General features: G+C 68.3%; 21 protein-coding genes and 2 pseudogenes. 14 read left to right on the forward strand and 9 right to left on the reverse strand.

All coding sequences use genetic code 11. The annotated features are described in order from the left end of the window. The 4 genes and pseudogenes from FXN61_RS30945 to FXN61_RS53010 all read left to right on the forward strand — a co-directional run. Nucleotides 1–416: hypothetical protein (locus tag FXN61_RS30945; protein WP_167977526.1), on the forward strand; the 416-nt coding region annotated here is incomplete at its 5' end. Between the two features lie 13 nt (nucleotides 417–429). Next, nucleotides 430–1,200, forward strand: coding sequence for an AAA family ATPase (locus FXN61_RS30950; protein ID WP_167977527.1), 771 nt, complete (start codon nucleotides 430–432; stop codon nucleotides 1,198–1,200). A gap of 15 nt (nucleotides 1,201–1,215) precedes the next feature. After that, a complete protein-coding gene (locus FXN61_RS30955) occupies nucleotides 1,216–1,938 on the forward strand; it encodes an SDR family NAD(P)-dependent oxidoreductase (protein WP_167977528.1) in 723 nt (240 codons plus the stop codon). Further along, nucleotides 1,928–2,473, forward strand: a pseudogene (locus tag FXN61_RS53010) (HAD family hydrolase); the annotation flags it as partial. The gene FXN61_RS30955 and the pseudogene FXN61_RS53010, both read left to right, overlap by 11 nt. A 49-nt stretch (nucleotides 2,474–2,522) precedes the next feature. Here FXN61_RS53010 and FXN61_RS30960 read toward each other — a convergent pair. Continuing rightward, on the reverse strand, nucleotides 2,523–2,942 hold the full coding sequence (locus tag FXN61_RS30960; protein ID WP_188135668.1) for a MarR family winged helix-turn-helix transcriptional regulator: 420 nt from the start codon (nucleotides 2,940–2,942) through the stop codon (nucleotides 2,523–2,525). A 104-nt stretch (nucleotides 2,943–3,046) separates the two neighbouring features. On the opposite strand from FXN61_RS30960, the gene FXN61_RS30965 reads away from it, so the two are divergent. The 4 genes from FXN61_RS30965 to FXN61_RS30980 are packed head-to-tail and all read left to right on the forward strand — an operon-like array spanning nucleotide 3,047 to nucleotide 7,020. Beyond that, a complete protein-coding gene (locus FXN61_RS30965) occupies nucleotides 3,047–4,444 on the forward strand; it encodes a DHA2 family efflux MFS transporter permease subunit (RefSeq protein ID WP_167977529.1) in 1,398 nt (465 codons plus the stop codon). Between the two features lie 30 nt (nucleotides 4,445–4,474). After that, nucleotides 4,475–5,560 (forward strand): NADH:flavin oxidoreductase, encoded by a 1,086-nt coding sequence (locus tag FXN61_RS30970; RefSeq protein WP_167977530.1) that lies wholly within the window; start codon nucleotides 4,475–4,477, stop codon nucleotides 5,558–5,560. Between the two features lie 14 nt (nucleotides 5,561–5,574). After that, entirely contained in the window at nucleotides 5,575–6,684 is a 1,110-nt protein-coding gene (locus FXN61_RS30975; RefSeq protein WP_167977531.1) for a Gfo/Idh/MocA family protein, read from the forward strand. A gap of 3 nt (nucleotides 6,685–6,687) precedes the next feature. Then, nucleotides 6,688–7,020 (forward strand): nuclear transport factor 2 family protein, encoded by a 333-nt coding sequence (locus FXN61_RS30980; protein WP_167977532.1) that lies wholly within the window; start codon nucleotides 6,688–6,690, stop codon nucleotides 7,018–7,020. Here the strand turns inward: FXN61_RS30980 and FXN61_RS30985 are convergent. From FXN61_RS30985 to FXN61_RS30995, 3 genes are read right to left on the reverse strand one after another with little or no spacing between them, the layout of a single operon-like run. Continuing rightward, complete coding sequence (locus tag FXN61_RS30985) at nucleotides 7,017–9,395, reverse strand: TIM-barrel domain-containing protein (RefSeq protein WP_167977533.1); 2,379 nt, start codon at nucleotides 9,393–9,395, stop codon at nucleotides 7,017–7,019. The two genes, FXN61_RS30980 and FXN61_RS30985, sit on opposite strands and share 4 nt — an antisense overlap. After that, nucleotides 9,392–10,789 carry a glycoside hydrolase family 28 protein gene (locus FXN61_RS30990; protein ID WP_223165670.1) on the reverse strand — a complete coding sequence of 466 codons (1,398 nt, stop codon included), beginning with the start codon at nucleotides 10,787–10,789 and terminating at the stop codon, nucleotides 9,392–9,394. The genes FXN61_RS30985 and FXN61_RS30990 overlap by 4 nt, the downstream gene beginning before the upstream one ends. Nucleotides 10,790–10,802: 13 nt before the next feature. Continuing rightward, the gene (locus FXN61_RS30995) at nucleotides 10,803–12,227 is read right to left on the reverse strand and encodes a glycoside hydrolase family 28 protein (protein WP_167977534.1); all 1,425 of its coding nucleotides are present in this window, start codon (nucleotides 12,225–12,227) and stop codon (nucleotides 10,803–10,805) included. 142 nt (nucleotides 12,228–12,369) lie between these two features. Between FXN61_RS30995 and FXN61_RS31000 the strand changes: the two genes are divergently transcribed. Further along, nucleotides 12,370–13,344: a helix-turn-helix domain-containing protein gene (locus FXN61_RS31000; RefSeq protein ID WP_312878115.1), complete on the forward strand. Its 975-nt coding sequence runs from the start codon at nucleotides 12,370–12,372 to the stop codon at nucleotides 13,342–13,344. Here the strand turns inward: FXN61_RS31000 and FXN61_RS53015 are convergent. The 5 genes from FXN61_RS53015 to FXN61_RS53025 all read right to left on the reverse strand — a co-directional run bounded on the left by FXN61_RS53015 (nucleotide 13,329) and on the right by FXN61_RS53025 (nucleotide 19,002). After that, the gene (locus FXN61_RS53015; RefSeq protein ID WP_246292219.1) at nucleotides 13,329–14,963 is read right to left on the reverse strand and encodes a hypothetical protein; all 1,635 of its coding nucleotides are present in this window, start codon (nucleotides 14,961–14,963) and stop codon (nucleotides 13,329–13,331) included. The genes FXN61_RS31000 and FXN61_RS53015 overlap by 16 nt on opposite strands. Continuing rightward, nucleotides 14,933–17,068: a S8 family serine peptidase gene (locus FXN61_RS53020; RefSeq protein ID WP_312878116.1), complete on the reverse strand. Its 2,136-nt coding sequence runs from the start codon at nucleotides 17,066–17,068 to the stop codon at nucleotides 14,933–14,935. Before FXN61_RS53020 ends, FXN61_RS53015 begins: the two co-directional genes overlap by 31 nt. A 188-nt stretch (nucleotides 17,069–17,256) precedes the next feature. After that, a complete protein-coding gene (locus FXN61_RS31010; RefSeq protein ID WP_188135669.1) occupies nucleotides 17,257–17,790 on the reverse strand; it encodes a lamin tail domain-containing protein in 534 nt (177 codons plus the stop codon). Nucleotides 17,791–18,028: 238 nt separating this feature from the next. Then, nucleotides 18,029–18,547, reverse strand: a complete 519-nt coding sequence (locus FXN61_RS31015; RefSeq protein WP_167977535.1) for a lamin tail domain-containing protein — start codon at nucleotides 18,545–18,547, stop codon at nucleotides 18,029–18,031. Nucleotides 18,548–18,693: 146 nt separating this feature from the next. Beyond that, a complete protein-coding gene (locus FXN61_RS53025; RefSeq protein WP_312878117.1) occupies nucleotides 18,694–19,002 on the reverse strand; it encodes a helix-turn-helix transcriptional regulator in 309 nt (102 codons plus the stop codon). 253 nt (nucleotides 19,003–19,255) lie between these two features. Here FXN61_RS53025 and FXN61_RS31025 point away from each other — a divergent pair, with 253 nt between their 5' ends. From FXN61_RS31025 to FXN61_RS31045, 5 genes and pseudogenes are all read left to right on the forward strand, one after another. Beyond that, nucleotides 19,256–19,663, forward strand: coding sequence for a nuclear transport factor 2 family protein (locus FXN61_RS31025; RefSeq protein ID WP_167977537.1), 408 nt, complete (start codon nucleotides 19,256–19,258; stop codon nucleotides 19,661–19,663). Nucleotides 19,664–19,686: 23 nt separating this feature from the next. After that, entirely contained in the window at nucleotides 19,687–20,280 is a 594-nt protein-coding gene (locus FXN61_RS31030) for a ScbR family autoregulator-binding transcription factor (protein WP_223165671.1), read from the forward strand. A gap of 99 nt (nucleotides 20,281–20,379) precedes the next feature. Then, the gene (locus FXN61_RS31035) at nucleotides 20,380–21,612 is read left to right on the forward strand and encodes an ATP-grasp domain-containing protein (RefSeq protein ID WP_167977539.1); all 1,233 of its coding nucleotides are present in this window, start codon (nucleotides 20,380–20,382) and stop codon (nucleotides 21,610–21,612) included. A gap of 69 nt (nucleotides 21,613–21,681) precedes the next feature. Beyond that, complete coding sequence (locus FXN61_RS31040; RefSeq protein WP_167977540.1) at nucleotides 21,682–22,422, forward strand: serine/threonine-protein kinase; 741 nt, start codon at nucleotides 21,682–21,684, stop codon at nucleotides 22,420–22,422. Next, nucleotides 22,401–22,685: pseudogene (locus FXN61_RS31045) on the forward strand (hypothetical protein); the annotation flags it as partial. The gene FXN61_RS31040 and the pseudogene FXN61_RS31045, both read left to right, overlap by 22 nt.

Consider the following 22,685-nt stretch of genomic DNA (forward strand, 5'->3'; position numbering starts at 1 on the left):
CCGGGTCCGGGGCTCGGTGGCCGACACCGGAGGCCAGGAGGCCGACCGTCGCCGCACGCGTGCGGCGCGGCTCGCCGGTGCTGGTCGTGCTGGAGGACGCGCCGGTGGTCGTGCCGCTGACGGATTCCGAGGCGGCGCAGGTGCCCGACGACCTGCGTGGGCTCGTCGAGGTCGACGGCGGCGTCGGCGAGCTGCGGATCCCGTTCCTGGGCTGGCTTTCACCCGAACTGCGTGAGCGTGGCAGACGGTTTCTGGAGCAGGGGAGTGCAACCGGGACCCCGGAGGTGCTCCGCCCGCCGCTGCTGATCGAGCCGCCCGACCAGGACACGCCGCACGTGCGGTTCGCCCGCTGGCTGCGGCCAGGTGCTCATCCCGTCGAAGCCCTCGTCGCCGTCGCGACACACCTCTTCTCCTAGGAACCCGAGGACAATGCAGCAGAAACAACTGCGACTCGCGATCTCCGGCACCTACTCGACCGGCAAGAGCACGACCACCGAGGCCTTCTCCATCGCCACGGGCATTCCGCGCACGCACGCCATGACGTCCAGGGAGATCCTGATGGACATCGTGCCGGGCAAGCAGGTGCAGGAGTTGTCCGCGATGGAGCTGATCAAGCTCGGCCTGCGCCGCTTCGAGGAGCGCGTGCAGAACGAGTCGCTGCCGGGGTCGTTCGTCTCGGACGGATCCGTTGTGCACGAATGGGTCTACGGTGAGGCCCGGATGCGGGTGGGCATCAACCCCGGCGCCTCCTGGCCGTTGCGCGTGATCAAGACGGTCTCCGGCTACCAGGTCCGCCGGTTCTACCAGCAGTACATGGACACCTACGGGCAGCTGACCAAGGCACGCGCGAAGCGGCTGTACGACGCGTACGTGCACCTGCCAGTCGAGTTCGAGATGGAGGCCGACGGCCACCGCCCGGTCTCGGAGAAGTTCCGCCGGCTCTCGGACGAGCTGCTCCTGCAGTCGCTGGAGGAGATGGGCCTGCCGTACCACGTGGTGGGCGGCACGATCCCCGAGCGGCTCCACAAGATCCTCGACATCTTCGACCTGACACCGGTCGTGCCGGTCGACGAGGCGATCGAGCTCGCGCAGCAGCGCGTCAAGGCGGCCATCGACGTCCTGCACGAGGACGACCGGTTCCACGAGGCCCGGCGCAAGAAGTCGTTGCGCACCCGCCTTTCCTACGCCCTGCGCTACTGATCGGAGCCCGCGGACATGACTGATCGAGTGGTCGCGCTGACCGGCGCGGGCCGAGGCCTCGGCCTGATCACCACCAGAATCCTGCTGGACCAGGGCATGACGGTGGTGGCGAACCACCGCTCACCGTCGCCGGACCTGGTGCGGCGGCAGGACAAGCACCCGGACGCGCTGCACCTCGTGCCCGGCGACGTCGGCGAGGAGGAGACCGCGGAGGCGCTCGCCCGGCGCGCCAAGGAGATCGGCGGCCTCGACGTGCTGATCTGCAACGCGGGCATCGCCAAGGACCAGCCGCTCGTGACCACGCCGGCGCGGGACTGGGACGAGGTGCACCGCGTCAACCTGCGCGGTGCGTTCCTCGCGACCAAGCACGCGTTGCGGCAGATGATGCGCCGCCGATACGGGCGGATCGTCTACGTCTCCTCGCTCGCGGCGGTGCAGGGCAACCCAGGACAGGCGATCTACGCGGCGAGCAAGGCGGGTCTGCACGGCCTGTCGTCGACCGTCGCACAGGAGTACGGCGGTTACAACGTGCGCAGCGTCGTGGTCGCGCCAGGCCTCCTCGACACCGGCCTCGGCGCGGCACTCGCACCCGAGGTCGCACAACGCAAGATCGACCGGGCGTTGCTCGGTCTCGGCGGTGCGGAAGGCGTGGCGGCGACGATCGCGTTCCTCGCAGGACCGGACGCCGACTACATCAACAACACGGTGATCCGCGCGGACGGCGGCCTTGCGTACTGACCGGGCCGCGTTCGTCGACGTGGACCACACGCTGATCCACGGCAACAGCATGGGGAGCTTCCTGCGGCACCTCGGCGGGGACGTTCCTGCCGCGGTTGCCGCACTCCGTGGCCTGCCACGTGCTCAAGCGAACCGGGCCTACTTCCGGATGCTCGCCGGACGGCCGGTTTCCCAGCTCTCGGAGGAAGGGCGGGCCTGGTTCACGCCGGAGATGTTCACCCAACCGGTGCTGGAGGCGGTGCGGGAGCACCGGAGGGCGGGCGACCGGGTGTTTCTGGTGTCCGGGTCGTTCTTCGCGTGTCTCGACCCGATCGCGGAGGCCGTGGGAGCGGACCGGGTGTTCTGCACCCGCCCGGTCGTGCGGGACGGGCGCCTCACCGGCGAGGTGCTCGCGCCGATGCTCGACGAGCTCAAGGCGCGCGTGGTCAGGCTGACCGCGGCCGCGCTCGGGCTGGATCTGGCCAGGTGCAGTGCCTACGGCGACCACGTGAGCGATCTGCCGATGCTGGCGGAGGTGGGACGACCTGTCGTCGTCGGCGACGATCCCGCGCTCGCGGCGGTGGCCCGCGAGAGAGGGTGGGAGGTCAGCGCTTCAACGCCCGCAACAGCTGGTCCCGCAGCTGGTCACGTTCCACATCGGACAGATGCGCGAGCGGCGACTCGCTGGAGACCCGGTCCAGCAGCTGAGCCCGCAGCTCCACGCCCTTCGGCGTGAGCACGAGGTGACGGGCGCGGCGGTCGTTGGGGTGCGGGACCCGTTCGACGAGGCCCTGCGCCTCCAGCCGGTCGATCACGAACGTGACGTTCGACGGCTCGCAGCACATCCGCACGGCCAGCTCGCGAGTGGTCAGCGGGGTGCCGAGGTCGCGGATCGCGTTCGCCTGGGGCAGCGTCAGCCCGAACTCGGTGACGCTGTTGCGCGAGTGTTCGTCGAGACGGCGCGACAGCTCGTACACGAGTGCGCGCACCTCGCTGGTGACGTCTTCGGCGACGCTCGGTCTCATGCTCGGATCGTACACGAGATACCTCAAGCTAGACCGCTTGCAACTTGGATAGTTCAAGCTTTACGCTTTTGGCTCCAGCTCGTGCCGACCACGAAGGCAGACCAATGACAACGCTTGCCGGCCAAGGCACTTCCGGGTCCGTTGCCGGGCCTCCTGACCGCAGCGCGCTCAAGTTCGCCGCGATCGCGGTGGGTTTCGTGATGGCCGCGCTCGACGCGACCGTCGTGAACGTGGCGGGCGCGAGCATCAAGGAGGAGCTCGGCCTCGGGATCGACCACCTGACGTGGGTGGTGGACGGCTACATGCTGACGTTCGCGTCCCTGCTGCTGCTCGCCGGCGCGCTCGGCACCAGGTTCGGTGCCAAGCGCGTCTACCTGATCGGCATGGCGCTGTTCGTGGTCTCGTCCGTCGTTTGTGGACTCGCGCCGAACGGGGACGTCCTCGTCGCGGCGCGCGTCGTGCAGGGCGTTGCGGGCGCGCTGTTCCTGCCGGTGTCACTGGTGCTGCTGGTCGGGGCGTTCCCCGACCCCGCGCGGCGAGCCAGGATGGTGGCGCTGTGGTCGGCGGCGGGTGCCGGCGCGTCCGGGCTCGGGCCGGTCATCGGCGGCGTCCTGGTCGACACGTTCGGCTGGGAGAGCATCTTCCTGCTCAACCTGCCGATCGGCATCGCCGGATTCCTGCTGACAGCCAAGCTGATCGACCCGGTCGCCGAGGACGCCTCGCGCCGGATCGCCTTGTCCGGCCACGTGTTCGGCGTACTCGCGCTCGCCGGGCTCTCCTACGCGTTGATCGAGGGACCGGCCCTGGGCTGGACCTCGGCACCGATCCTGGCCAGTGCCACCGGGTTCGTCGTGTTCGCCGCCGCGTTCGTTCTGCACGAGGTGCGCACCGAAACGCCGATCCTGCCGACCAAGCTGTTCCGCCGGGCGGCCTTCGCCGTGCCGAACGCCGTCGGCTTCCTGCTGAACTTCGGTCTCTACGGCGTGCTGTTCATGATCGGCCTGTTCCTGCAGCAGGTGCACGGCGCCACGCCGCTGCGGGCCGGCCTGCAGATGCTGCCGATGATGATCGTCTTCGTCGTCGGGAACCTGTTCGTGGCCAAGATCGTGCCGAAGGTCGGCACCCGGCTGCCGATGATCGGCGGACTGTCCGTCGCCGGCGTGGCGTCGGTGCTGATGGCGTTCATCTCGCCGCAGACCCCGTACTGGCAGCTCGCGCTCGCCATGTCGGTGGCCAACCTCGGACTCGGTGTCGTCGCGTCCTCCATGACCGCGGCGCTGGTCGAGGCGGCCGGTCCGGCGCAGGCCAGCGTCGCGAGCGCCACGTTCAACGCCACCCGCCAGGTCGGCACGCTCGTCGGTGTCGCTGTCGCGGGCACCGTGCTCGCCTCGCTCTCTGACTGGTACGGCGGAGCGCGCACGACGTTCGTCGTCGCGGCCGTCGCCTACCTGCTGGCTCTCGCGCTCTGTGTGCGCTTCGTCCGAAGCCCGCAATCCCAGTAGTCGCAACCGTTTCGTCCAACGAGGGGGATCATGAGCTCCGCGCTCTTCACATCGATCGGCGTCGGTGACCTGACGCTGCCCAACCGCGTCGTCATGGCTCCGATGACCCGGAGCTTCTCGCCAGGCGGGGTGCCCGGCGCGAACGTCGCCGAGTACTACGCCCGTCGCGCGGCCGGTGGCACCGGGCTGATCATCACCGAGGGCACGGTGGTCGGCCACTCCATGAACGTCGTGCCGGACGGCATTCCGCACTTCTACGGCGAGACCGCGCTGGAAGGCTGGGCGCGGGTCGCTCACGCCGTGCACGCGGAAGGCGGGCTGATCTTCCCGCAGCTGTGGCACCTCGGCGCCTACGACGGACCGGACGTCGCGCCGCGGAACGGTGTTCCCGCCGCCAGCCCGTCAGGGCTCGGGCTCAGTGGTGCCGAGGCCGGCGCGCCGCTGACGTCCGCGCAGATCGACGAGGTGATCGACTCGTTCGCCCGTGCCGCGGCCGACGCGCGGCGCATCGGGTTCGACGGCATCGAACTCCACGGCGCGCACGGATTCCTGATCGACCAGTTCCTCTGGGAGAACACGAACCGGCGCGACGACTCCTACGGTGACCGCACCCGGTTCGCGGCCGAGGTCGTGGCCGCGTGCCGCAGCGCCGTGGGTGGCGACTTCCCGATCAGCCTGCGGTTGTCGCAGTGGAAGATGGGCCAGTACACCGCGAAGATCGCGAGCTCGCCGGAGCAACTGGAAGCGGTGCTCACGCCGCTGGTGGCCGCGGGTGTCGACGTCTTCCACCTGTCGACGCGGCGGTTCTGGCTGCCGGAGTTCGACGGCTCCGACCTCACGCTGGCCGGGTGGACGCGCAAGATCACCGGCAGGCCGGTCATCGCCGTGGGCTCCGCCGGGATCACGCCGAGCGACTTCGAGTCCGCGTTCGCCGGCCAGGGTGCCGAGGTCGAGGGCATCGACCGGCTGCACGCGGCGCTGGAGCGCGGTGAGTTCGACCTGATCGCACTGGGCCGCGCACTGGTGTCGGAGCCGGAGTGGGCGGCGAAGGTACGCGACGGCCGCACCGCCGAACTACGCCCGTTCTCGCCGGCGGACCTCGCCGTTCTGCAGTGACCTTGGGGGAGAAGATGTCTGAGAAGATCCGCGTCGGCATCGTCGGCGCGAACCCGGAACGCAGCTGGGCGGCGCGGTCGCACGTGCCGGCGTTGCGTGCACTGCCCGAGTACGAGCTGACCGCCGTCGCCACGAGCCGGCAGGAGAGCGCGGACGCCGCCGCCGCTGCTTTCGGTGCGGCACAGGCGTTCGGTGACGCCCGTGCGCTGGCGGAATCACCGGACGTCGATCTCGTCGTCGTGGCGGTCCGGGTGCCGGCGCACTTCGAGCTCGTGGAAACGGCGTTGAGCGCCGGCAAGCACGTGCACTGCGAGTGGCCGCTGGCGCGTACCACCGCGGACGCCGAGACCATGGTGAAGCTCGCGGCCGACGCGGGCGTGCACACGTCGATCGGCCTGCAGGCCCGGTTCTCGCCGGTCGTGCGGCACGCCAGGCAGCTGATCGCCGACGGTTACCTCGGCCAGGTCACCGCGGCCACCGTGTACTCATCGAGGTTCCGCGGCCTGACCAACGCCATCCCGTCGTTCGCGGCGTACGTGCTGGACGGTCAGAACGGCGCGGGCACGCTGGAGGTCGCGGGCGGCCACACGTTCGACGCGCTCGAGTTCCTGCTCGGCGGCATCGACTCGGTGTCGGCGACCCTTGCCACGCAACGCACCGGCTACGTGGTCGCGGAAACCGGCGTGCCGTTCACCGCGACCACGCCGGACAACGTGCTGCTGAACGCGACGCTCTCGTCCGGTGCCGTGGTGTCCGCTCACGTGAACGACGGCCGCGTCGCCGGTGCGCACACCCGGTTCGAGATCTCCGGAACGGGTGGCAGCCTGGTGCTCGAGTCGTTCGGCCCCGGCAGCCCGGCCGGCGTGCAGATGTCGGAGCTGCGGCTGCTCGGTGCCAACGAGGGCGAGCCGGTCGAGCTGCCGACGCCCGCCGGGCACCGCTGGGTCGAGGACGTGCCCGCGCTCGTCGTCGGCAACGTGGCGCAGCTCTACCGCAAGCTCGCCGCGGACCTCCGTGGTGGCGGCGCCGGGGTGCCGGACTTCGCGGAAGGCCTGCGGCTGCACCGGTTGCTGGACGTGATCCGCGGTTCGGCTGCCACCGGCACCGTCACCGCGGTGGTGTGAGCCGTGGATGACTTCGCCCGGAAGTGGGCCCACTGGTGGAACACGCGGGACCTCGAAGGCTTGCTGGAGCACTACTCCGACGACGTGCTGGTGCGCTCACCTGCCGCCGCCCGGTTGCTCGGTGACGGGATCCTGCGCGGCAAGCAGGCCGTGCGGGAGTTCTGGGAGGCGGGGTTGAAGGCCGTTCCGGACGTGCGGTTCGAGGTGCTGGACGTGTTCACCGGCGTCGACACGGTGATTCTGAGCCACCGCAACCAGAACGGCCTGCGCGGCGCGGAGGTCTTCACCTTCCGCGCCGGGCAGGTCGTCGAAGTGGTGGGAGCGATGGCTGTCTAGGACAGGGAGAGCAGCACGGTGCTGGAGCCATGTCGGGGTTTCAGCTTCAGCACCGTGCCACCGAACGTGCCGGGCGTTGAGGAGACAGACGCCCAGCCCGTTGTTCTTTCGCGCAGTTCCTCGACGGTCGACGCGTTGAGCGGCTTGCCGTCGATCACCACGCGCTTCACTCCGGCAGGCACCATCAGCTGTGACTCCGCCGGTGCGCCCCGCAGCGTCACGAGCACGTGCTTGCCGAACGACTTGACGTGAAGGTTGCCGAACTTGCCGTCCGCCGTGGGCGACACGAGCCACCCCGCGCGGTCCTTGCGATCCAGGTCGTTCACGCCCCACGCCTTCGACCACACGTCAGGCGTGCGGAAGTTGAACGGCATCGCCGAGGAAGCTCGCAAGTACAGCGGGAACTCGTCCAAGGTGGTCTCTCGCGTGATGGTCCGCCCGCCGGTCACCCGAGCCCCGGAGAACAGGTCGATCCACTCGCCGCGAGGCAGCCACACGTCGACCGGCGTCGGCTTTCCCGCCGCGCCATCGGCCTCGGCACGGTCAGCGGTCACGGGAGCCGCGAGCAGATCCGGTCCGACCATGAACTGCTGGTCAGCGGTCCAGGCGGCGGCCTCGTGCGGATACCGGAACGCCATCGGCTGCGTGATCGGCGTGCCGTCTTTCGAAGCCTTGACCGCCTGCGAGTACAGGTACGGGAACAGCTCGTAGTGCAGCACCGCCGCGCGCCGGAACCGTTCGAACGTGGCAGGGTCGTACACCCACGGCGTCGAGTTGCGGCCGGAGCTGCCGACCTGGAACACCGGCGTCACCGCGGACTGCTGCGCCCACCGCACGAACAGCGACTCCGACGGGCCACCGCCAAGGTTGCGGTATCCGCCGATGTCCGAGCCGTGCACGGGGTGACCGGAGATCCACGAGTTGATGCCCCGCCTGGTCGTCAGCCGCAGCCCGTCGAAGCTCATGTCCGCGTCGGCCTGCCAGAAGCCGCGCAAGAGCGTCGGCATCCCGTCGCCACCCGCGCGGAACAACGTCGTGTAGTTGTCGCCGTGCACCTTCCGCAGCATCTTCACCACGGACTCGGCGTACAGCAACGGGTACTGGTTGTGGATCATCGTGCCTGGCCCGCCGGCGAACGTCGTCTCCTCGAAGTTGTGCTCCTCGCCCCGGTCGCCCTTGACGAAGTTCACGCCCATGCGGAACACGGCTTCGAGCCGCGCCTCGTAGTGGGCCCGCGCCACCGGGTTCGTGAGGTCGATGTCCCACACGTTCGTGCGGTCGGATTGTGCGAAGGAGCCGGCGGGGTAGTCGTGCGGGCATTCCTTGCCGTCGGACATCTTGCTCAGGAACGGCGCCACCCACACGCCCATGTTCACGCCACGGTCGCGCATCCAGTTGATCGTGCCCTGCGCGTCCGGGTACATCGTCTTGTCGAACTTCAGCGCGCCGATGCACGCGTACGTCGGCCTGGCGCCCGCTGGACCTTGCTCCCAGGGGTTGTCGACCCAGAGCGTGTCGAGCGGGACGCCGCGTGCCTGGAACTGCGTGACGTCCTCGACGACCTCGTTGGAGTGGTTGTACTTGTCCCGCCACTTCGTCAGCGCGAACTGCCGTGCGGGCGGCAGGGTCGGTGTGCCGACGCGCTTGAAGTACGCCGAGTTCACCTGTTCCGGCGAGCCCGCGTAGACCTCGTAGTCGAGCCGGGAGGTCTTGAAGCACAGTTGGATCCGGTCCGGCACACCGGAAGCGACGGGGCAGGGCGCGGGCTTGTCCGCGCAGTGGTCGTCCGCGAGGGCACCGGGGAACGCCGTTCGGCCGATCGCCTTGGTGTCCGCGTACACGCCGTAGCCCGCGCTGGAGATGAAGAACGTCGAGGGTGCGCCGTTCTTGTTGCACTTGCCGAACGTCGACGCACCCACGAACACGGCCTTGTTCAGCAGCACACGCCGTTGCAGGTCAACGAACATCGTGTGCGCGCCACCGCCGAGGAAATGTTCCTCCAGCGATCCGGTGAGGTTCGCCGACACCTGCGTCACACCGGTGGAAGGCTCCAGCGTCCAGCCCACCCTCAGGCCGCGCTCCGTCCGCGTCACGACCACATCGGCGGTCCGTGAAGCTTCCGTGGTCGCCACGACGTACCGAACGCCACCCGGAACCCGTTTCTGCGCAACCATCTTCGTCAACGAGTGCTGCGTGCCGTCGGCGAGCCGGTAGGACGTCTCGCGCTGGCCGGTCAACGTCCGTCCGCCGTTGTGGAAGTCCAGCGAGAACGGGTTGTTCGACGCCTTCCACGACAGGCCGGTGCCGGCGACCGCGATCGGCGAACCGGTGGAAAGTCCGGCAGTCACCAGCAGAAGTGCCAGCAGATACCTCACGCCGGCACCACCCCGTTGATCGTCGTGTTGCGGAACACCAGGTTGTCGGTGTTCTCGATCAGGTTCGGCTCGGTGATGCCGGTGAACGCCGAGTTCGAGATCAGCACGTTCCTGATGTGCGACTGCGGGAACCCGCGGAACGTCGCCGCGATCTTGCCGCCGTTGATCCGCATCCTGTCGATCGTCAGGTTGTTGATCTGCGGGAAGAAGCCCTTCGTGCCACCGTTCTGGTAGAACATCGACACGAACAGGATCTCGCGCTCGACGTTCTGGCCGAAGACGTTCCGCAGGTGGACGCCGTCGATGACCCCGCCCCGGTCCTGGTTGGTCTTGATGTAGAGAGCGTGCTTGATCGGGTACCGGCCGGGGTAGTCGGGCGCGTTGATCTCGCAGTCGCGGCAGAAGACCTTCTGGACGCCACCGGACATCTCGCTGCCGATGGTGATCCCGCCCCAGCGTCCGGAGAACTTGCAGCGCTCGACCACGATGTGGGTGGACGGGATGCCGACCCGCCGTCCGTCGGCATCCCGTCCGCACTTCACCACGACGCAGTCGTCGTTGGTGTTGAACTTCGAGTCGTGCACGTGGGCGTACGAAGACGAGTCGAGGTCGACGCCGTCGCCCTGGGAGTTCGTCGAGTAGATCTCGATCCGCCGCACGGTGATGTTCCGCGAGAACACGAAGTGCAGCGACCACATCGCCGGATTCTTGATCAGCACGTCCTCGACGAGGAGGTTCCTGCAGCGGAAGAACTGGATCATGTTCGGTCGCATGTTCTTGCCGGGGCCCATGATGCGTTCCTCGACCGGCTTGCCCTCCTCGCCCCACTGCCGCAGCAGCGCGGTGGAGCCTGCTCGCCACTCCGGCCACGGGCCGTTGGTCGCGTCACCGTCGATGGTTCCCTTGCCGGTGATGGCGATGTTCTTCTGCTCGAACGCGTAGATGAACGGCTGGTAGTTGTAGCAGAGCGTGCCCTCCCAGCGGGTGAGCACCAGCGGCAGGTAGTCGTTCGGATCGGTGGAGAACTTGATCGTGGCGCCCTCGCTGACGTGGAGCTCCACATTGGACAGAAGCCTGATGCCGCCGGTGAGGAACGTGCCCGCGGGAACGACCACACGTCCCCCACCGGCGCGGTGGCACGCCGTGATCGCGCGGTGGAACGCCTCGGTGTTCTTGGTGAGGCCGTCACCCTTCGCGCCGTACGCGGTGACGTCGTAGGCCTTCCTGCGGAAACGTGGTGGGCAGACGCGGGCGAGGATTCGCGGCACCTCCCGCCACGGGTCTTTGCCGAACCCAGACAGGGCCGGGTCGGCTGCCGCAACGCCTGCCGGGAGCAGGAGACCAGCGGCCGTCAGGCCGGACACACGCGCGAAATCACGACGTGACAAGGACACGGGGATGCTCTCCTCAGACCTTTTTGCCGTTGATGGTGACGTTCGTGAACGTGGTGCCGTCGGCGTTCTTGACGCTCGGCTTCGCGGTGGTGACGTTCGTGAAAGCGCTGTTGGAGATCGCCACGTTCCTGATGTGGGACTCGGACAGGCCGTCCAGGGTGACCGCCGTCTTCTTGACCCCGTTGACGGTGAAGCCGTCGGCGGTGATGTTCTGCACCTTGGGGTTCACGATCGGACCGAAGCCGGGGCCGGTGAGGCTGTAGTTCAGCGTCACCATGATCGCCTCGCGGTCGACGTCGGTCGCCTTGATGCGCCTGGCGTGGATGTTCTCCACGGTGCCGCCGCGCCGCTTGTTCGTCTTGATGTACAGGACGTGGAACGGCTTGTAGCTGGAGCCCTTCTTCACCGTGCAGTCCTGGAAGAACACGTTGCGCACGCCGCCGGACATCTCGCTGCCGACCGTGAGCGCGCCCCAGCGGCCCTCGAACGAGCAGTTCTCGATGACGATGTTCTCGCTCGCCACGCCCACGCGGCGGCCGTCGATGTCGCGGCCCGCCTTGATCGCGATGCCGTCGTCGCCGCAGTCGAACCGGCAGCCGGTGATGTGCACGTACTGGGAAGCTTCCGGGTCGCAGCCGTCGACCATGCCGCCGCGGCTGTAGACGAAGATGTCGCGGATCGTCACGTTGGTGCACAGCACGGGGTGCACGTTCCACATCGCCGAGTTCCGCAGCCGCACGCCCTCGACGAGGACGTTCCTGCACTCGTACAGCGTGATCATGTTCGGCTTGAGGAAGTGGCCCATGCCGAACTTCCGCTCGGTCACGGGCTTGTTGTCGACCGCCTGCTTCTGCAGCGCCTCCCAGTCCGGCTGGCGCTTCTTGTCGTAGTCGAACCACGGGCCGGACGGGCCCTGGCCGTCGATCAGACCGGGTCCGGTGATCGCGATGTTCTCGGCCTTGCGGGCGTAGATGAACGAGGAGAAGTTCATGCACTCGATGCCCTGCCACCGGGTGAACACCAGCGGGTAGTCCTTGGGATCGGTGGAGAACTTGATCGTCGCGCCTTCGGAGACGACGAGGTTGACGTTGCTCAGCAGGGTGATCGCGCCGGTGAGGAAGCTGCCCTTGGGCACGACGACCTGGCCGCCGCCTGCCTTGTTGCAGGCCTCGACGGCGTTCTTGAACGCCTCGGTGTTCTTCGTCTTGCCGTCGCCCTTGGCGCCGTAGGCCGTGATGTCGAACCTGGCGCCGGGGAACGTGGGCGGCACGATCTTCGCGAGGATCGCGGGCACCTGGTCCCACGGCGACTCGGCCATCGGGATCGCGGCGTGTTCCCCTGCCGACGCGACCGGTGCGGACAGCATCGATCCCGACAGCATCGTGACACCCGCGGTGGCGCCGGCAACCTTGAGGAAGTCGCGGCGATTGGTCTCCATCGGCCGTCCTTTCGCGCGCATGCGTTGGTACAACGGCGAGCGGCGGCGGCGATGAGAAGGATGTGTAAACCTTTTCAACCGATGTCTACACCTCGTTCCGGCCCCGCGTCAACGGGTGCCCGAAGTCGGCATACTGGTTCGTGTGCTCGGATTGCGTCCGGCGGAACTGGCGGTTTACGAGACGCTCGTCGACTCGTATCAACTGGGTGTGACAGAGCTCTGCCTTGCCACAGAACTGGCTGAGCGGGCCGTTCGCGCCGTGCTGAGGTCCTTGACCGATCTCGGATTCGTCCACCAGGTCAACGGACTGCACACGGCCGTTGCCCCGGACGTCGCGCTGGCGATGTACTTCCTGCGCCGTGAGGACGATCTGCGGCGGGACCGGTTGCTGGCCGGCGAACTGCAGGTCCGGTACGAACGCGCGGCGGGTGTGCGCGCTCCCGCGGACCTCGTCGAGGTGGTGCACGGGGCAGAGGCGATCTCGCGGCGGGTCGACCAGGTGATGCGCACGGCCAGGCACGAGGTCCGCTTCGTTGACAAGCCGCCGTACGCCAATGCGCCCACGTCGTTGCATCCGGTGGAGGAAGAGCTGTTGCACCGCGGCGTGCGCTTCCGCGGCATCTACGAGCGCCAGGCGTTGGAGCTGCACGACCTGCGTGCCGATCTGGAAATGGGGCTGTCGCTGGGGGAGGAGGCACGGGTCGTCGCGGTCGCGCCCACGAAGATGATCCTCGCCGACGCGCACCTCGGGCTGATCCCGTTGCACAGCACCGAGACGACGCTGGAGAGCGCGGTCGTCGTGCACCGGTCGGCGTTGCTGGACTCTCTCGGAGCGTTGTTCGCGCGGCTCTGGGAGCACGCAGTGCCGCTCGCGTTGCCGGGCCAGCCGTCTTCGAACGACATGTCGATCGCGGACGCGCGGCTGCTCGCCCTGCTGGCGACCGGGTTGCCGGATCGCAGCATCGCCAAGCAGCTCGGGCTGAGTTACCGGACGTTCCAGCGGCGGCTGCACCGGCTGATGGACGAGCTCGGCGCGCAGACCCGTTTCCAGGCGGGTCTGCGCGCCGCGGCCCGAGGCGCCAGTGCTCTGCTACCGCCGCCTCAGCCCCCGGAGTGAGTCCGGAAGGCCTTCTGCATGGTCTGCGTGACGGTGTTCCCGGCACCGTCCCTGGCTTCCGTCCGCAGCCACACGTCACCGCCCGGCTTGTCGATCGTGACCTGCCAGCGGTCACCTGCCGGTTGGACCGCCGCCGGTTGCCACGTCACACCGTCCGCCGACCACTGCACCTTCACGACGGTCACCGGCGCGCTGTTCGTCGCGGAGACGTGCCAGGCGAACGGTTTGCTTGCCGGGACGGAGTTCGTGACGTCGAGCGGCAGGTCGTGCCGGAGCCGGATGAGCGGCTGGAACTGGCACGTCGCCTGTCCCGCGTGACACGAGTACCCGAGTGGAGGCGGGTTCTGCGAGCGGTGGGACTGGAACGTCCACGTCGTCTCGGTGCGTGGCGCGAGCGTGAACAGCACCGCGTTGACCGCTCCCGCGACCGCACCGGGTGCGTGCGTCTCGACCGTCTCGAGGCGGTAGGCCGCCTTCTCCGGAGCCATCTGGAAGGTGGGGTAGAACGCCAGCGGTTCCTGGGTCGCCGGGATCTCGGTGGTGCCGCGGAACAGCCGCACCTTGGTCGTCGTGAAGAACTTGCTGTTCTGGTAAGGGTTCGTGTAGTGGCCGGGGTTGCCGTCCGTCCACTGCAGAGCGGGCACGAACGTGTTGTCCGCCCGGCAGTTCGAGCAGAGCTGCCGCCAGGCACCGCCCGCGGCCGGGTAGCGGGCGGGGTGGTCGGACTGCAGCTCGATCGCGGTGCTGTGCATCGGCCCGGCGAACCACCGTTCCACTGCCGCGGGAGCGCCCTCGCGGAACACGTTCTCCTGGAACATGGTCATCGCCGCGCGCTGCCCCTTGGCGTCGATGCCGCTCAGCGTCACGTGCCGCTTCCAGACGATCCGGTCGTCACCGGGACCGATGTACTCGGTCCACGCGGCGGGTGGGGTGAACGTCGTGCCGCGCAGGATCTGCGACTGCCACAGGCCGGTCGGGAACGGGTACCACGTCTTCTGCACGGTCAGACCGGTCTTGTCGGCGTGGTAGGCGGTCTGGCGCTTGACCAGCTTGGCGGGGTCGACGACTCGCCGGTGGTCGGCCGGGATGCCGTTGCCGTCCAGGAAGCTCAGGTTGTACACCGACTCCGGGCCGGGTTTGACGCTCAGCTTCAGGGAGGTCTGCTTGGCGAGGAACTCACCGTCCGCGTTGCCGACGCTCAATGAGGGCAGCGCGGTGCTCGACAGCCCGGTGAGCGGCAGTGCGTTCGGTATGTCTACATAGGACACGATCGCCTTCTTACCAGCCTGTGCCGCGGCGTTGGCGGCGGCGTTGGCGGCCTTCACCATGTTGGCGGGAGTGTCGGGCTTGATCTTCACCAGCGCTGTGTCTCCGCCGATGGTCAGATCGCGGTCGCCGGACCACTTCGCGGACAGGACGGCCACGTCGCCGTCCGTCCTGAGCGTCCGGCCTCCTGAGGACGCGGTGACCGTCGCGGTCTGCAGGGTCACGTTGTCCTGCAACGAGATCGCACCCTTCTTCGCGGCCGCGGCAGGCGTGGCGCGGATCTCCCACGGTGCCGTGCCGAGCGCGGCGGCCATCTCGGTGATCAGCGGCAGCTTCTCACCCTCGGCAGGCACGACGCGCGCATGGTCACGGTGCGGTCGCGTTGTTCGGCCGGGCCTGGTGGCACGACCTCGATCGGCACGGTCTTCTGCGCGTCGAGCGAGACGTCGGCCGCTCCGGCGACGGTCAGCTCGGGTGCGACGAGCGCGGACCAGCGCCGCGTTCCCGCCGTGTTCTCGGTCGCCCAGGTCACCGCGGAGTAGCGACCGCTCGGCACGTTCGCGACGCCTTCGCCGTTCACGACGTCGAAGTAGTAGCTGAGGATCTCGTCGAACGGGTCGTTGACGTCGTCACCGCCGTTGGTGTCGTCGATCAGCTGGCCCATCGCGGGAGCCGACGGCTGCCCTGCCGCGTCACGGACGTGCACCGACACCGGGAACGTCTGCGGTGCTTCGTAAACGCTGACCGGAGTGCGGAGGGTGGTTCCCGCGCCCGTGGCGGTGACCACGCCGCCGTACACGCCGGCCGGGCCCACCTCGGGATCGAGAGTGAGTGCGGCGGAGGCCTTGGCGCGGGCGGGAACGGTCAGCCGGGTGGTGCTGAGCCCGAACCCGGTTGTGGACTTCCCGTCCCACCCCTTGATCGTCGCGGTGAGATCGAGGGTGAGCGCGGTGTCGGCGTCGTTGAAGTACTGGAGCTCTCGGGTGAGCACGCCACCCGCGCCGCGTTCGTGGCGGCCGAAGCTCGCCGATGCGGTGGCGGTCGCACGCTGGCTGATCGCCTTCGCCACGTCGAGACGACCGGCGCCCTGCTCGTACCAGGGCATGCCGACGTCGGCGGCACTGGTGACGAGCGCGTTCTTCAACGTCTGCGCGTTCCAGTCCGGGTGCTGCTGGGCGAGCAACGCGGCGGCGCCCGCGACGTGCGGAGTGGCCATCGACGTTCCCGACGCCGCCGTGTAGAGGTCACTGACCGGAGCGCCCATGCCGGTGCTAGCGGCGCGTGCGGCCACCACACCGACACCGGGCGCGTTGATCTCGGGCTTCACGTGCGCGTCGCCGATGCGCGGGCCGGTGCTGCTGAACGGAGCGAGCTTGTTCTGCCGGTCGACCGCGCCGACGGTGAGCGCGGACGTGGCGGTGCCGGGGGTGGTGACCGAGCGGCCGGCCGGGCCGTTGTTGCCCGCGGCCACCACGAACAGCACGCCCGTCTCGGCGGAGAGCCGGTCCACCAGTGCGCTCAGCTCGTCGCTGCCGTCGGTGACGTCACCGCCGAGGCTGAGGTTGACGATCTTCGCGCCGGAGCGGGCAGCCCACTCGATGCCGGCCATCACCTGGGAGGTGGACGCCTCGCCCGCACCGTCGAAGACCTTGGCGATCACGAGTTTCGCCGCCGGCGCAACGCCTTTGTACCTGCCCTGGGAGGCGGCCCCGGTGCCGGCGACGGTGGAGGCGACGTGGGTGCCGTGACCGTGCCTGTCGACGACGTCGGTCTCGTCGGAGAAGTTCTCCATCGCGGTGATCTTCCCTGCGACGTCCAGGTGGTTCGCGTCGATTCCGGTGTCGACGACGGCGACCGTGACGTCCTTGCCGTCCAATCCCTTCTGCCACGCGGCCGGGGCGCCGACCTGCTTGGTGGTCTGCTCGAGCGCGACACGGATCGGGCGGTCGTACCTCACCCGGACGCCGGACTTCACGCTCATGTCGAGGGACTGCCAGAACTCCCGCGCTTTCGCCTTCTCCACCCGGATGCCGGACGTGTCGAGGCTGCTGATCCTGGTGTGGGCGCTGGCGGAGAAACCACCGGTCATCAGCACGGGAACCGCGGTCGTGCGGTCGTCGGACTGGCCTGTGCGCACGAGCTCGGTGACGTTGAAGAGGGTGCGGTCGACGGTGCCCGACGTGACGGCGCCGATCGCGTCCGACGGGTAGACGTGCAGACCTTTGGCCGTGGTCATGGTGTGGAAGATCGGCTGTTCGCCATCCCTTGGTGCGGCTTGGATCTGCGCGAACCTGCGTCCGTCCGAACGTTCGGTGTAGTCCACGACGTCACCGGTGATGAGCGTGATCCGGTGTGAAGCCTCGGATGTCTGCGCCTGCGGTGGTGCCGGCGCTGCGGACGCTGATGGTGCGACGAGCGTTGCGGCGGCAACGGCAAGTGCCAGAACTTGTCGAATCACGGCGCCCTCCCTCTGTGATCAGGTCACAGCAGGATGAGGGGCCGGAAATCGTTGGAGAACAGTAAAAAGCGGCGGTTAGTCGCCGTTGGCGACTTCGCGCCACGTACTCACGCAGGTGCCCGGGCCGCCGAGGGGTGGCGGCCCGGGCACTCGGTAGGTGCACCCGCGTGACGGTCAGAGCGAGTTGATCAGAAGGTGCGTTCCTGCAGCGAGAAGTCGCGCTGGTTGTTGTTGGTGTCCTGGTTCAGCAGGTTGCGCGTGTTCGAACCTGCGAGCTGCGCGGTGCGCTGGTTCTCGGGCTGGGCGTGGACGCCTTCCTTGGCCGCGCTCACCGGAGCGGAGAATGCGACACCGTCGATCTTGAATGCGGTGGGCGCGTTGCTGCCGAAGATCGCGACGCCACCGAGCGTCGGGATGCCGTCAGGACCGAGGAAGCGCACCGGCATGACGTTCGGCGTGGAGGTGGTGCCGGAGAACTCGGCTCCCGTCAGCACCAGCGTGCTGCCGACGTTGTTCGCAGGAGCCAGCGTGAGCGGCTCACCGGTCGCGCTGGTCAGCGGGATCGTCTGGATGACCTCGTTGCGCTGGTTGTAGATCCGGATGACCCAGTTGTTCAGCTCAACCTGCTCGTTCGAGAGGTTCACGATCTCGATCGCCTCGTCGAGCGGCCCGTTCGGGCCCATGGTCGAGACCTCGTTGATCAGCACTGCCGGCAGCTGCATGACCTCGGGAGACTCGGGCTCCTCGGCGGCCGACGCAAATCCCGCGAACGCATGGTGCTCGCGAATGCGAGCGCAGCAGCTCCGCTCAGCAGTCGACGCATTGTCTTGTCCCTTCGAGAGGTGAATTCGGGGTGTTTCTCTCAGACGGCACCACTGGCCTTCGGGAACAGCCTGTCTTGCCGCCGGGACTGACTTTGCTCGCATTCGTTCGGATTCGAAAGGGGCCATTAATGATTGGCTAGGGATTGTTTTCACCGGGAGACGGAATTCGGCAGGCGAAGTCGGTGGCGTTGTGGTCGGTGTCGCGTGAGGCGCTGTCGCGGCCGAGCGAGGAATCATCGCACGGGGTTGCCGGGCCGTCTTCCCTGCACGGCGAGGAGGAGCTCAGGCCGACGCTGTCGGTGTGCGCTCCGTGCCGGTTCCTGGCGATTACTCCGCTGCCGTCCACGGTGTCCACAACAAGGCCGTTCGGCACCGTACCGCTGAACGCGGAGCCGACTATCACGAAGTATTCACCTGGTGGCAGTACGGTGTTGGGGGAGAGGGTGGCGAGGATTCGCGCGGTGCCGCCGGCGCAGGATCGGACCGTCCATCCTCCGACGTCTGCGGTGGTGGAGCCGGTGTTGCGCAGTTCGACGAATCCGGCGGGTCCGAGTGAGATCTCGTTCACCTTCACCGGGGAAACCCCCGGCGTGCTGCCGAACGTGCTACCGGCGAGTAGCGCCAACGTTGCGACGGAGTTTCCGAAGGTTGTCACGACACGCAGTTTGGCCCCCTGTGCGGGAGCGCACAGGGGGCCAAAGGTCCTCGCTGCCAGGGACTTGTGGGAGGGCGGCGCCCACGGCGGCCGTACGGCGCCACCCTCCGCGGGCGGGCAGACCCCTGCCGTCTGCCCGCACTCCGCTAGTGGGAGTGGTCTTCTGTCCTGCTCCTGCGGCATTCGCGTTCGAGCACCGCGGCGCGGTCGACCTCGGTGTGCGGCACATCGAGCGCCGCGCTGATCCAGGCACGCCAGTAGGGGCCGGGAATGCGTTTGCCGCGTTCCCATCTCGACACTTCTTCACGGGTGACGCTGTCGTTTTGTGAGATCTCGCACAACAGGTCCGCGAGTTCGCGCTGGGTCAGGCCCTGCTCTCGCCGCGCCTGTGGAATCAAGGCGGTAATCGGCGGGGTGTCCTGGTGCTCGTGGGCTTGACGGACTGCCTTGAGCACGGTTCTGCTCCGTTTCGGTGAGATGGCGGGTGCGTCATCTACCCTGCCGCAAAGTCCAGATGTTCGTGCCGTGCATTGCGGTGATACCGACGGTCGTTGAAAGTTCAGGTACCGCTGGAATCGCCCGATCGGATGTTTGGGGTAAACGAAGCTGGTCCAACGGGGTGTGTGCGCCCGCATTTCGAGCGCCTCGCTAGTGTGGCTGCACCGTGTTCGTTGCCGCAGCAATGACCGGGATGAGAAGGTGAGGGAAATGCTCTCGACGGTCGAAGTGGTGCAGGTGTTCCTGGCGCGGCTGGCGGCACGGGACGCTTCGGCCATCGCGCGGTTGTGCGCACCGGCCGTGGAATGGGAGGCGCCCGACCCGAACGGCGTCCGATGGGCGACCGGCCCGCGCACTCGCCGGGAGGTCGAGTCCCAGTTCCTGACCTTGTTCGCCATGTTCGACCTGGAGCAGCTCTCGGTGCGCCAGGTGATCGTCGACGGAGGGGACGCTTCCGTGATCGGCTCGGCGCGCTGGCGGGTCCGCGCAACCGGAGATTCGGTGGAGATGCGTTTCGCCGCAGTGCTTTCGGTGCACCTGGGGGAGATCGAGCAGTACTGGCAGATGCCGGACACCCTGGCCGCGGCGGTCGCGACCGGCGCCGCACGGATCGGGTGATGGCCACCAAGCACAGGAGACCAGTGCACACACGGGAGAAGCTGCTGCAGGCCGCGGCCGAGGTGTTCGACGCCGAAGGGTTCTCCAGGTCCAGCCTCACGGCCGTGTGTGCGCGGGCCGACGTGTCGAAAGGCGCGCTTTATTGCCACTTCCGCTCCAAAGAGGCGCTCGGCGTCGCGGTCATCGAGGAGCAGTCGCTGTTGTGGCACCGGTTGCGCGACGAACAGCTCGCGATCGAGTCGTCGCCGATGCAGGCGTTGATCGCGATGTCGTTCGAGTTCGTCAGCAGGCTGGAGACCGACCTCACCGTCCGGGTCAGCGCGAAGCTGTTGCGGGAGGCGGTGTTCTTCGACGTCGCGGCGGCCGCGCAGGTGATCGGCTGGGTCGCGGTGGTGCGGGAGCTGCTGTCGCTGGCGCGCGAGCAAGGTGAGCTGCGGCCGGAGGTGAACGTGCGGCACGCGGCCGAGCAGATCGTCGCGGAGCTGCTCGGGCTGCAGTTCGTGGCCCAGGCTCTGAGCGGCGGCGCCGACCTCCGCACCCGGCTCGCGAGGGTCTGGAAGGCGTCGTCCGGCTGTTTGGTGACAGCCGCTGTCTACGAGAAGCTGCGTTTCGAGTGACGGTCGTCTCGACCCAATCGAGACAGGAATGCCTGGTCACGTCCCTGCTGTTGTGCTCCTCGTTCGGTAGGTTTCCTTACGAATCGTGGAGGAGCAACGGTGGGCTACATCGTCGTGGTGGATCCGTACTCGGCCGGCAAAGGCATCGCGCCGGCGTTCGCCGAACGTGGCGTCGAGGCGATCGCGGTGCTGACCACCCCGGAGCCACCGGCGGGGCTGGCCAAGACGTGGATCCCCGACAACTACCGCGAGGTCCACGTGCTGGGGGACCTCGACGAGCTCGCGGCGAAGCTGGCCGTCCACGACCCGATCGCCGTCGTTCCCGGCACCGAGACCGGCGTCGAGACGGCCGAGGCGTTGTCCGAGCTGATCGTGCCGGGCCGGTCGAACGTCCTGACGCTCTCGTCGGCGCGCAGGGACAAGTGGCAGATGGCCGTGGCACTGCGCACCGCCGGTGTGCCGCACCTGCGCCAGATCGGTTCGGACTCCGCCGTCGAGGTGGCCGCGTGGCTGCGGCGCGAGGGGCTGGAGAACTCTCCGATCGTGCTGAAGCCACAGGAGAGCGGTGGCACCGACGACGTGTTCGTGGCGATGCCCGGTGACGACTGGCGGGCCAAGTTCGACCGGATCCTGGGCTGCGTTAACAAGCTGAACATCCGCAACGACAAGGTTCTCGTGCAGGAACTCGCGGTGGGCACCGAGTACGAGGTGGACACCTATTCGATCGACGGCGAGCACGGCCTCGCCGCGGTCTGGCGTTACGCCAAGGAACGCCGTGGGGACCGGCTCGGCATCTACCTGTCCAACACTCTGGTGTCTCCTGACGAGCCGGTCGTCGACGTGCTCTTCGACTACGTGTGCCAGGTGCTCGACGCGACCGGTGTGCGCAACGGGCCCGCGCACGTCGAGGTCATGATCACCGAGGACGGCCCGCGGCTGATCGAGATCGGCGCGCGGCTGGCCGGTGCCGAGCAGCAGGAACTGACGTTGCTCGGTGTGCGGGAAAGCCAGATCACCCGGATGGTCCGCCACCGAGTGGATGACGACTCGTCCGTCGGCCGGTACTCGCTGCATCAGCACGTGAAGTCGGTGTACCTGTCGTCGCCCGCGGCCGGTGAGCTCGGCAACGCGGTGCGGCTCGACTCCTTGGCTTCGCTGTTGCCGAGCTATCAGCGCGACATGCTGCCGTATCGCGAGGGTGCGATGGTGCCGCGCACGGACGACCTGTGGACCTCGCTCGGTTACGTCGTGCTCGCGACGACCGATCTCGCACAGCTGGAACGTGATGAAGCTCTGGTCCGGGAGATCGAAGCCGGGCTGATTGTAGTTTGATCTTCAGGTTCCCCGGGTAGCCGGAATTCCACGCGACCGGTTAGGTTGCTGCGCGACGAGCGGAGGCCGATGAGCGCACCTTGGGACGGCGACCTGACCGGGGTGGTCGTTGACGACCGCTACGTCGTGGGCTCGCTGCTCGGGTCGGGTGGCATGGCCGAGGTCTACCGCGCGTACGACCGGTCGACGACGTCCTCGGTGGCGATCAAGATCTTCACGGGTCCCGGTCTGCCCGACGACGAACTGCGGTTGCAGCGCGAGGCCACGATGCTGTCGTCGCTGGATTGCCCCGGCCTCATCCCGGTGTACGACTCGGGGATGCTCTCGCGCCGCCCGTACTTCGTGATGCGTGAGATCACCGGCGGCACGTTGCGCCAGCGCATGCGCGAGCCGCTGCCGCCCCGGTTCGTCGCGCGGATCGGTGGCCAGGTCGCGTCGGTCCTGGATCACGTGCACGGGCTGGGAGTCGTGCACCGCGACATCAAGCCGTCGAACATCCTGCTCGACGACGAGGAGAAGCAGGCGTACCTGGCGGACTTCGGCCTCGCGCTGGTGGCGGAGGTGACGCGGGTGACCACCTCCGGGGTCCTGGTCGGCACCGCGGGGTACCTGTCACCGGAACAGGTGCGCGGCGCGGACGTCGGCCCGGCGGCGGACGTGTACTCGCTGGGCCTGGTGCTGCTCGAGTGCCTGACCGGGCGGACCGAGTACCCCGGTGGCGACGCCGAGGCCGCTCTGGCCCGGCTGGCGCGGGCGCGCGGATTCCGATCGATCTGCCGTTGGCGTGGGTGTCGTTGCTGGCCGCGATGACGGACATGGATCCTGCGCGCCGCCCCACCGCCGCGCAGTGCGCACGGTCGTTGAGCGCTGCCTTGGAGGCGAGCCGGGGGCTGCCGGCGTTGTTGCCGGACGCCCCTGTCGCCACTGACCCGGAGGTGCCCTTACCCCTGCCCCGGCCGCGCAGGAGCAAGCGTTTGGCGATCAGCGCGGCGGCAGCCGCCGCCGTGACGGCGGTGGCCGTGGCGGTGGCGAACTTCGGTGGTGGCGGGAACGAGGCCCCTGCGGCGGACCAG

Origin of the sequence: Lentzea indica, from assembly GCF_012184385.1 — a bacterium.
GTDB classification, from domain to species: domain Bacteria; phylum Actinomycetota; class Actinomycetes; order Mycobacteriales; family Pseudonocardiaceae; genus Lentzea; species Lentzea indica.

Bases quoted from the DNA above. Each gene is read 5' to 3' on its own strand.
- FXN61_RS30960 (WP_188135668.1), bottom strand. From the start codon at position 2,942: ATGAGACCGAGCGTCGCCGAAGACGTCACCAGCGAGGTGCGCGCACTC.
- FXN61_RS31025 (WP_167977537.1), top strand. From the start codon at position 19,256: ATGCTCTCGACGGTCGAAGTGGTGCAGGTGTTCCTGGCGCGGCTGGCG.
- FXN61_RS31010 (WP_188135669.1), bottom strand. From the start codon at position 17,790: ATGCAGCTGCCGGCAGTGCTGATCAACGAGGTCTCGACCATGGGCCCG.
- FXN61_RS31040 (WP_167977540.1), top strand. From the start codon at position 21,682: ATGAGCGCACCTTGGGACGGCGACCTGACCGGGGTGGTCGTTGACGAC.
- FXN61_RS30975 (WP_167977531.1), top strand. From the start codon at position 5,575: ATGTCTGAGAAGATCCGCGTCGGCATCGTCGGCGCGAACCCGGAACGC.
- FXN61_RS30970 (WP_167977530.1), top strand. From the start codon at position 4,475: ATGAGCTCCGCGCTCTTCACATCGATCGGCGTCGGTGACCTGACGCTG.
- FXN61_RS30995 (WP_167977534.1), bottom strand. From the start codon at position 12,227: ATGGAGACCAATCGCCGCGACTTCCTCAAGGTTGCCGGCGCCACCGCG.
- FXN61_RS30950 (WP_167977527.1), top strand. From the start codon at position 430: ATGCAGCAGAAACAACTGCGACTCGCGATCTCCGGCACCTACTCGACC.
- FXN61_RS30965 (WP_167977529.1), top strand. From the start codon at position 3,047: ATGACAACGCTTGCCGGCCAAGGCACTTCCGGGTCCGTTGCCGGGCCT.
- FXN61_RS30955 (WP_167977528.1), top strand. From the start codon at position 1,216: ATGACTGATCGAGTGGTCGCGCTGACCGGCGCGGGCCGAGGCCTCGGC.